Annotated in this window: 9 protein-coding genes and 10 tRNA genes; 16 read left to right on the top strand and 3 right to left on the bottom strand. The window is 45.7% G+C overall.

The annotated features are described in order from the left end of the window. Positions 1 to 100: 100 nt before the first annotated feature. Positions 101 to 958, bottom strand: coding sequence for an archaetidylserine decarboxylase (gene asd, locus AK966_RS16120; RefSeq protein ID WP_099080052.1), 858 nt, complete (start codon positions 956 to 958; stop codon positions 101 to 103). Positions 959 to 1,074: 116 nt separating this feature from the next. Continuing rightward, positions 1,075 to 2,139, bottom strand: a complete 1,065-nt coding sequence (gene rsgA / locus AK966_RS16115; RefSeq protein ID WP_099080051.1) for a small ribosomal subunit biogenesis GTPase RsgA — start codon at positions 2,137 to 2,139, stop codon at positions 1,075 to 1,077. A gap of 129 nt (positions 2,140 to 2,268) precedes the next feature. On the opposite strand from rsgA, the gene orn reads away from it, so the two are divergent. From orn to AK966_RS16060, 11 genes are all read left to right on the top strand, one after another. Next, positions 2,269 to 2,814: an oligoribonuclease gene (orn, locus tag AK966_RS16110; RefSeq protein WP_099080050.1), complete on the top strand. Its 546-nt coding sequence runs from the start codon at positions 2,269 to 2,271 to the stop codon at positions 2,812 to 2,814. Positions 2,815 to 2,970: 156 nt separating this feature from the next. Further along, a tRNA-Gly gene (locus AK966_RS16105) sits at positions 2,971 to 3,046 on the top strand. Between the two features lie 39 nt (positions 3,047 to 3,085). Continuing rightward, positions 3,086 to 3,162: transfer RNA gene (locus tag AK966_RS16100), tRNA-Met, on the top strand. Positions 3,163 to 3,180: 18 nt separating this feature from the next. After that, positions 3,181 to 3,256, top strand: a tRNA-Gly gene (locus tag AK966_RS16095). A gap of 39 nt (positions 3,257 to 3,295) precedes the next feature. After that, a tRNA-Met gene (locus AK966_RS16090) sits at positions 3,296 to 3,372 on the top strand. 32 nt (positions 3,373 to 3,404) lie between these two features. Then, positions 3,405 to 3,480 (top strand) — tRNA-Gly (locus AK966_RS16085). A gap of 39 nt (positions 3,481 to 3,519) precedes the next feature. Beyond that, positions 3,520 to 3,596, top strand: a tRNA-Met gene (locus tag AK966_RS16080). A gap of 32 nt (positions 3,597 to 3,628) precedes the next feature. Then, a tRNA-Gly gene (locus AK966_RS16075) sits at positions 3,629 to 3,704 on the top strand. A gap of 52 nt (positions 3,705 to 3,756) precedes the next feature. Beyond that, positions 3,757 to 3,832: transfer RNA gene (locus AK966_RS16070), tRNA-Gly, on the top strand. 35 nt (positions 3,833 to 3,867) lie between these two features. Continuing rightward, positions 3,868 to 3,943: transfer RNA gene (locus AK966_RS16065), tRNA-Gly, on the top strand. A gap of 158 nt (positions 3,944 to 4,101) precedes the next feature. Further along, positions 4,102 to 4,178, top strand: a tRNA-Met gene (locus tag AK966_RS16060). Between the two features lie 616 nt (positions 4,179 to 4,794). Here AK966_RS16060 and queG read toward each other — a convergent pair. Continuing rightward, positions 4,795 to 5,922, bottom strand: coding sequence for a tRNA epoxyqueuosine(34) reductase QueG (gene queG / locus AK966_RS16055; protein ID WP_099080049.1), 1,128 nt, complete (start codon positions 5,920 to 5,922; stop codon positions 4,795 to 4,797). 375 nt (positions 5,923 to 6,297) lie between these two features. On the opposite strand from queG, the gene tsaE reads away from it, so the two are divergent. The 5 genes from tsaE (at position 6,298) to hfq (ending at position 11,898) form a co-directional block, all read left to right on the top strand. Continuing rightward, entirely contained in the window at positions 6,298 to 6,762 is a 465-nt protein-coding gene (gene tsaE, locus AK966_RS16050) for a tRNA (adenosine(37)-N6)-threonylcarbamoyltransferase complex ATPase subunit type 1 TsaE (protein WP_099080048.1), read from the top strand. Beyond that, complete coding sequence (locus tag AK966_RS16045) at positions 6,756 to 8,474, top strand: N-acetylmuramoyl-L-alanine amidase (protein WP_119464541.1); 1,719 nt, start codon at positions 6,756 to 6,758, stop codon at positions 8,472 to 8,474. The genes tsaE and AK966_RS16045 overlap by 7 nt, the downstream gene beginning before the upstream one ends. Positions 8,475 to 8,492: 18 nt before the next feature. Then, complete coding sequence (gene mutL / locus AK966_RS16040; protein ID WP_119464540.1) at positions 8,493 to 10,511, top strand: DNA mismatch repair endonuclease MutL; 2,019 nt, start codon at positions 8,493 to 8,495, stop codon at positions 10,509 to 10,511. Continuing rightward, the gene (gene miaA / locus AK966_RS16035; protein WP_099080045.1) at positions 10,508 to 11,440 is read left to right on the top strand and encodes a tRNA (adenosine(37)-N6)-dimethylallyltransferase MiaA; all 933 of its coding nucleotides are present in this window, start codon (positions 10,508 to 10,510) and stop codon (positions 11,438 to 11,440) included. The genes mutL and miaA overlap by 4 nt, the downstream gene beginning before the upstream one ends. Positions 11,441 to 11,634: 194 nt before the next feature. Next, complete coding sequence (gene hfq, locus AK966_RS16030) at positions 11,635 to 11,898, top strand: RNA chaperone Hfq (protein ID WP_099080044.1); 264 nt, start codon at positions 11,635 to 11,637, stop codon at positions 11,896 to 11,898. The last annotated feature ends 21 nt before the right edge of the window (positions 11,899 to 11,919 follow it).

Genomic DNA, 11,919 nt, shown 5'->3' with positions numbered 1-11,919 from the left:
AGTTTAGATAAGAAAGGCGAAATTTCGAACAGAGTTTTGCTTTTCGTCAATAAAAAAGCCCCCGCGAGTGGAGGCTTTTAAATCAATGTTGGCAGTAAGCTTACTGCTTATGAGCGTAAGGGGTTCCCATCACTGTTGGCTTGCCGTTTTCCATACTCTCATCGAATATGATGGCATCTTTTACGAACAGGTTGATAACCGTCGAGCCAAGCTTGAAGCGGCCCATTTCCTCACCTTTCTTCAAGATAACGGCTTTGTCGCCTTCTGCCGGGTAATCCCATCTGTAGATAGTGTTACCGCGTGGTGGCGTGATAGTACCAGCCCATACTTGCTCTATACTGCCTACGATAGTAGCACCAACCAGTACTTGCGCCATTGGGCCAAATTCGGTATCGAAGATACATACTACGCGCTCGTTACGTGCAAATAAGTTTGGAACGTTTTCTGCCGTTAGCGGGTTAACCGAGAACAGGTCTCCTGGGACGTAAATCATCTGACGTAATGTGCCATCACATGGCATGTGCACGCGGTGGTAATCACGAGGAGATAGGTATAGCGTCGCGAAGGAGCCGTCTTGAAACTCTTCTGCGAGCTTCTTATCACCGCCAAGCAATTCTTGCGCAGAGAAGTGATGACCTTTAGCTTGGATTAGCTGGCCGTCTTCAATTGGGCCAAATTGGCTTACGCAAGCATCTGCAGGGTGAGTGATCACTGCTTCGTCTTCCGAGATTGGACGCACACCGTCTTTTAGTTCACGTACAAAGAACTCATTGAAGGTTCTGAAGTGCTTAGGGTCGGAGTGCTTCGCCTCATCCATGTTCACATTATATTGTTTGATAAACCAGCGAATGATTGCTGTTGTTAGACCGCCAGCCTTGGCTGAAGCTAGTTTGCCCACTAGACGAGTGAGGCCATGCTGTGGGATCCAGTACTGCAGTCCAACTTTAATCTTGTCCATTTTTAATTCCGATACTTCTGTTAGATTCTCGTTTTAGGGCGCGTGATGTTACTTAAATTCTATCTGCTTGTCAGTATTCGGTGACGAATTCTTACACAGTTGCAGCGCTAACACAGTTACAGATCGGCTTTCTTGTTACGAGAGTACTGACGATTTGCTTTATTTTCACTCATGCTTTCTAGAATGCGGTGGTAATTATCAAAGCGTACTTCACTGACTTCACCTTTTTCTACTGCTTCTCGCAATATACAGCCTGGATCATCATTGTGCTTACAGTCTCGGAACTTACAACCTCCCAGATATGGACGGAACTCCACAAAGGCTTTAGTCACTTCTTCCGCTTCTAAGTGCCAAAGACCAAACTCACGAACTCCAGGTGAGTCAATCAAATCGCCACCACTTGGTATATGGTATAGACGTGCCGCAGTGGTCGTGTGCTGACCTAAACCTGAGTTTTCAGAGATTTCACCTTCTTCTACCTCTTGCTCAAGTCCTGGCATGAGTGCGTTTACAAGGCTTGATTTACCGACACCGGACTGACCCACAAAAATGTTGATTCGGCCACGAAGTAGCGCTTCTAGTTCTGCAATACCTTCACCGCTTTGCTTACTAACAAAAAGAACCTTGTAGCCAATGCGTTGGTATTCAGCAAGCCACTCTTCATACATCGCACGATCTTCAGCTTCGAGTAGGTCAATTTTGTTTAGGACCAACAGCGGTGCAATGTTCAGTGTTTCTGATGCGACTAAATAGCGGTCAATGATGTTTAATGACAGCTCAGGTAGAACTGAGGAAACGATGACCATTTGATCTATGTTCGCCGCAACGGGTTTCAAGCCGTCGTAGTAGTCAGGGCGAGTCAGTACAGATGTGCGTGGCTCAACGGCCTCTACCACACCGGAAATACCAGCCATAGATTCAAGACCCTCGCGCCACAGTACGCGGTCTCCCGATACTAGGGACTCGATGCCACGGCGGAGGTTACAGCGTTGAACTTCACCTGTATCAAGGTCTTCAACGTCAGCGTGCTGGCCGAAGCGAGTGATCACTAAGCCCTGCTTGCTCGCGCCTAACATGTTCTCATCCCATTGGATTGAGTCTTCTTGCTTCTTTAAGCGTTTCTGTTGGTTGCTGCGTACGCGTCGCACCTGACCTTTGGTTAACTTTTTCTTTTTTGCCACAATTTTGTACTTAATGTGTGTTAACTCGAACGATTGAGTCCGATCTCGGCTCAAGCTTGTGAGTATCGTGTTTCAAGTATTTTCAGGTATAGTACCTCTTTTATCGATAAACAAATAGGCGGCGTAACCATGTCCTTTAGCGATCAAAACTTAATTTGGGTTGATTTAGAGATGACCGGGCTTGATCCTGAGACGCACAAAATCATCGAAATTGCTTCTATCGTTACTGATAGTGAGCTGAATATTTTGGCTGAAGGTCCAGTACTTGCAATACATCAGCCAGAAGATGAACTGGCAAAAATGGATGAGTGGTGTACGAATACACACACGGCAAGTGGTTTGGTTGAGCGAGTTCGAAATAGTGAAATTTCGGAGCACGATGCGGTAGCACAAACGATCGAATTTCTTGAAAGGTGGGTACCAAAAGGAGTATCCCCAATTTGTGGCAACAGCATCGGCCAAGATCGCCGTTTTTTGTATAAGCATATGCCTGAGTTAGAAGAGTACTTCCACTATCGCTACCTTGATGTAAGTACGCTAAAAGAATTGACTCGTCGTTGGCAACCTGAAGTGCTAAATGGTTTTTCGAAACAAGGCACGCATTTGGCCTTGGATGATATTCGCGAGTCGATTGCGGAACTTAAATACTATCGTGAGACGATTTTTAAGATCTAACTGTTAAGGCTGCGATCCAATTTGTTGTAATACATGGATCTTTTGCTTGCTTTTTCATCGTTTGATAAAAAAATAAAGATTTTTTGAACGAAGGACTTGCATCACAAAAAAATGCTCTTATAATTCGCAGCCCTGAACAGCGTAAACGTTGTTGATGCGACACTAGCTCAGTTGGTAGAGCGCAACCTTGCCAAGGTTGAGGTCACGAGTTCGAACCTCGTGTGTCGCTCCAGTTTGAAGGTTTTCATCGTACCTAACGATGAATTACGGACGCGGGATGGAGCAGCTTGGTAGCTCGTCGGGCTCATAACCCGAAGGTCGTCGGTTCAAATCCGGCTCCCGCAACCAATTCTCTTATGAGAACATGCGACACTAGCTCAGTTGGTAGAGCGCAACCTTGCCAAGGTTGAGGTCACGAGTTCGAACCTCGTGTGTCGCTCCAAATAAATAGCTTTCATTGTGCTTAACAGTGACATCCGGACGCGGGATGGAGCAGCTTGGTAGCTCGTCGGGCTCATAACCCGAAGGTCGTTGGTTCAAATCCAGCTCCCGCAACCACATTTAGATAAATTGCTGATGCGATTTATCATGCGACACTAGCTCAGTTGGTAGAGCGCAACCTTGCCAAGGTTGAGGTCACGAGTTCGAACCTCGTGTGTCGCTCCAAATAAATAGCTTTCATTGTGCTTAACAGTGACATCCGGACGCGGGATGGAGCAGCTTGGTAGCTCGTCGGGCTCATAACCCGAAGGTCGTTGGTTCAAATCCAGCTCCCGCAACCACATTTAGATAAATTGCTGATGCGATTTATCATGCGACACTAGCTCAGTTGGTAGAGCGCAACCTTGCCAAGGTTGAGGTCACGAGTTCGAACCTCGTGTGTCGCTCCACTTTTTTCAAAGTGGAAAGCGATAGCCCTCATTGTGCTTAACAATGACATTTGCGACACTAGCTCAGTTGGTAGAGCGCAACCTTGCCAAGGTTGAGGTCACGAGTTCGAACCTCGTGTGTCGCTCCAATTTGATAGCCCTCATTGTGCTTAACAGTGACATTGCGACACTAGCTCAGTTGGTAGAGCGCAACCTTGCCAAGGTTGAGGTCACGAGTTCGAACCTCGTGTGTCGCTCCAACTTTATAGCTTTCATTGTGCTTAACAGTGAATTGCGACATTCGCTCATTTATAGAGCACAAAACTTATCAAAGTTGAGGTCATGCCTTTCTGTTATGGATAGGGATCCTCGAGTGTCGCTCCAGTTTCTGTTATCGTATTAATCGATAATACATGGACGCGGGATGGAGCAGCTTGGTAGCTCGTCGGGCTCATAACCCGAAGGTCGTCGGTTCAAATCCGGCTCCCGCAACCAACTTCAAAGAATAGTTTGGGTATTGATAAGTGTTATACCCTAAAACTGTTTATTGATGCGCCGCCTGATGAAGTGAGGCTGTCGCAGCCAATTCTCATTGCTCTTTTCCTAATGCTGAGAAGCATGAATCCCAAAAGTACAATAATAATCCGCATCTTTCGATGTCGGACGATTTCGTTTGTGTGTTGCGCATGATAAAACTCGTCTGATAGTGAATATTTTGATGTTCGGAGCGCTTTAAGCTATTCAATTAACAGAGTTATCCACATATCTTGTTCTGTGGATAAGTCAGTTGATAAAGTGTTCTCAGATTGGATTTTTGAAGTGGTAAAGAAAGATCCTTTCTTTATATTGAAGTTTAGCGTACATTATTTTTTCTCTTAAGTTATTGTTATATAGCAATAATGCTGCCTTTTGTTCGGATCGAATACGTTAAAATAGGATCATTATTTTGTTTTTTCTTGATCCTAGTCATTTCTTGAAGTTGTGTTTAACTTTTTTCTGTAACCCATTTTAACTAGGGTACTTTTCTTTTTTCCACATTGCGGAATTGAGAACAGCATCATGAATTGAATATGCGAAAAGTGTTTTCAATTTCTTGTATATAGGCTAAGTACTACGCGTCTCTCGCTAGACCCTTTTCAACGATTCGGATTAAACGTTTTTTCTTTATTTCGATAGGGTCAGATTGATTAAATGGCACTTGGTTGAGTTGCTGAGCTAGTGCCCATTCAACATGCTCATCAAGTAACTTACTTTCACCGCGCCTACTTTCTAGTGCTTCAATGTTTTTTTGGCTGTACTCTGCGTTCCCTAGTGCGATAGAAATATTACGCAGCCATTGTTCGTGCCCAATTCGACGGATGGCAGAACCTTCCATCTGTTTGAGGAAGGTTGCTTCATCCCAATTGAACATTGTGATTAAGTCTGGGTCTTCAAAACCCTCTCTGCGATGGAAGTCGTTCTGCTTGGTAATCTCAGCATCACGATTCCAAGGGCACACTAGCTGGCAATCGTCACAGCCATAAATGCGGTTACCCATTGGCTTACGGAATTCTTCTGGGATGACACCATCAAATTCAATGGTGAGGTAAGAGATACAACGTCGAGCATCCACGATTTTATCTTCGACGATGGCCTGCGTTGGGCATGAGGTGATGCAGGCTTTACATTTGTCACAGTGATCGACGCTAGGTTGGTCGACAGGCAGCGGTAAATCAATCAGTAGCTCTCCAAGAAAAAACCATGAACCACAGTCTTTATCTAAGATAAGCGAGTGTTTTCCCGTCCAGCCTAATCCTGCTTTTTGAGCTAATGGACGCTCAAGGATTGGAGCCGAATCGACAAATGGACGGTAGCCGTATTGACCGGCCTCTTGCTCAATGAGCTTGCCTAATTTATTGAGCTGTTTTCTTACCAACTTGTGGTAATCGCGGCCCAAGGCATAGCGACTGATGTATGCGTGGTTTTTGTTTGCTAGGTTAGAAGCAAATTTGGCCTCTGGTGGCAGGTAGTCCATTCGCACGCTGATAACACGAACCGTTCCCGGTAATAACTCCGCGGGTCTGGCGCGCATCATACCATGACGAGCCATCCAGTCCATTGAACCGTGGTAACCAGAGTCGAGCCAATTTTGTAGCGCGACCTCATGTTCACTAAGATCAACATCGCAGATGCCGACTTTTTGAAAGCCAAGCTCTTTTCCCCAAATTTTAATTTGTTGTGCGAGTTGTTCGTAGTTCATATTTTATCACCGAGATAAAGGGGGCCGGATCTTAACGGATCTTATTTGCAGGTGCTACCAGAAAGTCTAGTTTTGTTGTTTAGTATGGACTCATCCTAGGTTAGCTTAGGGGCAGTGAGTGACTTCTAAGTTGCTTGATATGGAACAGAGAGGCTGTATTGGGTTACTGGATCGCAAACGAGTCAATTCATTGTTGCTAAACCAAGCGTCTAGACTTGATTTTAGTATTGAGTTAATGAGTTGTGTTTTGGTCTATTTGATTACTTTTTTCGCATATATGACATTTGAGAGCTTGTCTCTCAAAACCAACACAGTTTACTATTCCTGTTCTTTTGATTTTTATATAGTCAACGATCAATAGTTAGAGAAGCAATAATGAGCACGAAACAATTTCACTTAAAAGATGAGCACGAAACGGTCGCATTAGGTACCGCATTGGCTCAGCTTTGTTCTCAACAAACCACGATTTATCTGCATGGCGATTTGGGTGCAGGTAAAACGACGTTTAGCCGTGGTTTTGTCCGTGCTCTTGGTCATCAAGGCAATGTTAAAAGTCCAACCTATACTTTAGTTGAGCCTTATCAGCTAGATAAGTGGCAAGTGTACCATTTTGATCTTTATCGTCTTGCGGATCCTGAAGAACTCGAATTTATGGGTATTCGAGATTACTTTACTGATGATGCGATTTGCTTGGTTGAATGGCCAGAAAAAGGGCATGGCCTGTTGCCACAACCTGATCTTGATGTGGATATTCGCTACCAGGGCGAGCAGCGTATAGCCGAATTAACGGCGAACAATGAATATGGTGTGCAGTTACTCAGTCAATTGGAGTTATGTTGAGTATTTCGAATTTTAGGTCAGTGGTGGCATTCGTCGCCACTTTTCTCCTTATCATCCCCAATTTAGCGTTTGCTAACGTTGTTAAAAACTTCCGAGTCTGGCCTTCACCTGATGAGACTCGTGTCGTTATCGATTTAAGCTCCGAAGCAGACTATTCTTATTTTTCGTTGTCGAGTCCTGATCGTTTGGTTGTGGATCTTAAAGACACATCAATGCAAGCTCAGTTGCCCGTTTCGGTGACCGATAGTCCGGTATTAAAGCGAGTTCGTAAGAGCTCACCACCAAACAAAAATACTTACCGTTTGGTATTTGAACTTAAAAAGGGTGTAAAGGCGGAGCTGTTTAAGCTTAGCCCAACACCAGGCGGCCGATATGGTCACCGTCTTGTGGTGGATCTGTCGCACGGCAATAATGCATCGAGCACCGCCAAGCCGACGAAGCCGTCTACAACAAGTAAAGATATGAGCACGGTGCAACGTGGACAGGAAATTTTGATTGTTATCGATCCTGGTCATGGTGGTGAAGATCCTGGCTCAATCGGTCCATCGCGTCGTAAGTATGAAAAAGATGCCGTGTTAAGCATTTCTCGCAAGATCGCAGCGCAGCTTGATTCCGTTCCTGGGATCAAAACCAGAATGACGCGTAAAGGGGATTACTTTGTCAATCTTAACCGCCGAGTGGCGATAGCTCGAGAGAATGACGCCCACTTGTTGATTTCTATCCATGCGGACGCCTTTACCTCGCCACAACCGCGCGGAGGATCGGTGTTTGTGTTAAATACACGTAGGGCAAACACGGAGATTTCTCGTTGGGTAGAGAACCATGAGAAGCAATCGGAGTTGCTGGGTGGTTCAGGTACGGCATTTGTTAGTAATACCAGTGATCGTAACGTAAACCAAACGTTGTTGGATTTGCAGTTTAGCCATTCACAAAAAGAAGGCTACAAACTAGCAACGGAGATTTTAGGAGAGATGGGTAAAGTAGCGCGTTTGCACAACTCAAAACCGATAAACACCAGCCTAGCGGTGTTACGTTCTCCGCAGATCCCATCGGTTCTGGTTGAAACCGGCTTTATTTCAAATCCGACGGAAGAGAAGCTACTGTTCCAGCGTTCGCATCAAGACAAGTTGGCACGTTCGATTACCAAAGCGGTTGTGAAATACCTGAAAGATAACCCGCCAGAAGGGACGGTATTTTCGTCGTCGGCAAAGCCAATCGTTCATACCGTGAAACGGGGTGAGTCGCTCTCTGTGATTGCACAAAAATACGGAACGTCAACCAAAGCGATCATGAGTGAGAACAAGCTAAAATCGAGTGGCTTAGCTGTTGGTCAGAAATTGAATATCCCTGGGGGCGCTGCCGCCGCGGTATCAATTCCGAACAAAGCAAACACGGTAGAAACAGAGACCATCACTCACACGGTTAAATCGGGTGAGTTCCTAGGTAAGATTGCTAGCCACTATAAAGTGAAGATTGCGGATATTCGCCGCGAGAACAATCTGAAATCAGATACGCTTCGAGTCGGTCAGAAACTCAAGATCACCGTTGCGGTGAAAGACAAGCCAATCCGTAAGCATAAAGTGGCGCGTGGAGAATACCTTGGTAAGATTGCCTCAAAATATGGTGTGAGCGTATCGAGTATCCGTAAGGCAAATAACTTACCTTCTGACGAGCTAGCCGTAGGACAAGAGCTAATTATCCCTAATAAGTAAGTGAGCTTATAACTCATCATGACCATTAAGATTTTGCCAGCTAGACTGGCAAACCAAATCGCGGCAGGAGAGGTGGTTGAAAGGCCTGCTTCTGTCGTGAAAGAGCTGGTAGAAAACAGTCTTGATTCGGGCGCAACACGTATCGACATTGATATCGAGAAAGGTGGCGCTAAGCTGATTCGCGTGCGCGATAATGGTAAAGGGATTGTGAAAGATGAGTTAGGCTTGGCGCTCAGTCGTCACGCAACATCGAAGATCCACACCCTGGATGACCTGGAAGCGATTATGAGCTTAGGCTTCCGTGGCGAAGCGCTGGCGAGTATCAGCTCGGTATCACGTTTGACGATGACTTCTCGACCCGCGACGCAAGATCAGGCGTGGAGCGCCTATTCTGAAGGGCGTGATATGCAAGTAAAGTTACAACCAAGCGCACACCCAATTGGTACCTCAGTTGAAGTGTTAGATCTGTTCTTCAACACACCTGCCCGTCGAAAATTCTTGCGCACTGAAAAAACAGAGTTCGCTCATATTGATGAGTTATTGAAACGTATTGCTTTGAGTCGTTTTGATGTCACGATCAATGTTCGTCACAACGGCAAAATGATCCGCCAATATCGTGCGGCAAAAAATCAGCTTCAGACTGAAAAGCGTATCGCTGCAGTGTGTGGCAATGGCTTTGTACGTAATATGCTACGTATTGAGTTGGAGCACCAAGGGCTCAAGTTGCATGGCTGGATTACGACACCGGAAGGAGCGAGGCAGCAGAGCGATCTACAATACTGCTATGTAAATGGCCGCATGATGCGTGACAAGCTGATCAATCATGCGATTCGTCAAAGCTATGAAACCAGCTTAAAACCGGATCAGTTTGCAGCGTATGTCTTGTTTATCGAGCTTGACCCACACCAAGTGGACGTGAACGTTCATCCAGCGAAGCATGAAGTACGCTTTCATCAAGCGCGACTGGTGCACGATTTTATTTATCAAGCACTGGCTGATGCCCTTGTGCAAAGCTCAGTGATTGATAAGCCACACGTCAACGAATCTGCGTTCCACCATGCTGAGTCAGTAGAGCCGTTTGAGACAATGGTTCCAACTCCTGAACCAGCCAGTGCACCGGAGCAAACAAGTTCACCAGTACCAGAGCGTGTCTATCAAGCGATAGATAACACACCAGCCTATCCGGGACGCTCGGACTACGAAGCGAAACCTTGCGATCGTCCTCTAAGTGATTCCTCAGTGCGGGAAGCGCGCGTGACGGACTCTTTCAAACGAACTGATTGGATAGAGTCCAAACCAGCGCCTAAACCGAACTCAAACAAAGAGCAGCGACATGCTGAGCCCGCACCAAGTAAACAAGAAGTGCGCGCTTATCATGAATTACTGCAAACACCAGATTTTGAATCGAAGCAGACACCGTCGTTGACAGACATGGCTCCTCGCTCTGAGGCTCTGCCTTCACCAGTAATGGCATTAGGCAAAGCATTAGCCATCGTGGATGAACGGTTTGTCTTGATGAACAGCGATAGCGGTGCGGCTTTAGTGGCATTGCCAAGAGCGGAGTTTTACCGAACCCAAGGGCAGCTCACTCCGAGTGATGGGGCGTTGAAGGCTCAACCGCTATTGGTGCCATTATCGGTGAAGTTGGATTCTGGATTGATTAAGTTAGCCCAAGATTTCCAACAAGATTTTGCTCAGCTTGGTATCCAACTGAAAGCCAGAAATGACAAAGCCTTGATGGTGATGGGTATGCCAGCACCGTTACGTCAACAAAACTTACAAAACTTGATACCAGATCTGTTATCTTACGCGCAAACACGTATGAAGGAAGAGGTGGCAACAGCCCAGATGCTGCCGGATCTTATCGATTGGCTTGCTATGCAGGTTACAACGGTTAAGAGCCACTATACTCTCTCTGAAGCCATTCAAATTATTGCGGAACTTGAACAGCTACGACATGGTCTATTGCCATTAGAAGATACAAAGTTTGTATCAGCTGTTGATTTCTCTGCCACGATTGCCAAGTTAAAACCATGACAGACAAACTACCTTTGGCTCTTTTCTTAATGGGGCCAACCGCATCAGGTAAGACTGAGCTGGCGATACGCCTGCGTCAAAAATACCCAGTTGAGATCATCAGCGTGGACTCCGCGTTGATCTACAAAGGGATGGACATCGGCACCGCCAAGCCAGATGAGCGTGAGCTTAGTTTAGCGCCACATCGCCTTATCGATATCTTGGATCCGAGTGAGTCTTACTCTGCTGCAGATTTCCGTCGTGACGCGCTGCAGGCGATGAATGAGATTGTTGCTGAAGGAAAAATTCCGCTACTGGTTGGTGGTACGATGCTGTATTACAAGGCATTACTTGAAGGTTTATCACCTCTTCCAGCAGCAAACTCTGAAATTCGTCAGCAAATTGAGCAAGAGGCATTGACTAAAGGTTGGTCAGTGTTGCACGATGAACTAAAAGAGATTGATCCTGTATCAGCAGCGAGAATCCATCCTAACGATCCTCAGCGTTTGTCTAGGGCGTTAGAAGTTTTTCGTATTTCAGGTCAGACTCTGACTGAGTTGACTCAAACGAAAGGCGATAGCCTGCCGTTCCGAGTTAAACAGTTTGCAATAGCTCCCAAGGATAGGGCTGAACTTCACCGTCGAATTGAACTGCGTTTCGAGAAAATGATGGCTGCTGGTTTTGAAGATGAGATGAAAGTGCTTTATGCGCGTGATGATCTTCACCCAGATCTACCTTCTATTCGCTGCGTGGGTTACAGGCAGATGTGGGAGTATTTAGACGGGGAGTGTACACGAGACGAAGCGATTTTTCGTGGCGTATGTGCAACTCGTCAATTGGCCAAGCGACAAATCACCTGGTTACGCAGCTGGAATGATTTAACTTGGTTGGATAGCGGCAACATTGAACAGGCACTGGCAACCATGTCAGAAGCGATAGCATCTGATTGACATTGCTGTGTATAATGTGATCGTTTTGGCGTGAACGCACTCTCAAAGGATCGGTTGTTGGCGGTTTTTATATTATGCTGCTAATTAATTAGAGTGCTTTTTTGATTCGTTTAGCTCTGATGCAAAAAGAAGTGCCTTTTGCATTGCACCACTAGCTAAATAATTACAACTACAAATTAAATAAGGAAAATAAAATGGCTAAGGGGCAATCTCTACAAGACCCATTCCTAAATGCGCTACGTCGTGAGCGTATTCCGGTATCTATTTACCTGGTAAACGGTATTAAACTACAAGGTCAGATCGAATCATTCGATCAGTTCGTGATCCTGTTGAAAAACACGGTAAATCAAATGGTGTACAAGCACGCAATCTCTACCGTTGTTCCGGCTCGTCCAGTGAGCCATCACAGTGGTGATCGTCCTCAAAGTGATCGTCCACAAGAGAAATCTGAAGATTAATTCTTCATTTCGTATTTTTAC

The sequence above is a fragment of the Vibrio sp. PID23_8 genome (assembly GCF_003584965.1).
Taxonomy (GTDB): domain Bacteria; phylum Pseudomonadota; class Gammaproteobacteria; order Enterobacterales; family Vibrionaceae; genus Vibrio.
This window is presented reverse-complemented; position numbering and strand designations above follow the sequence as displayed.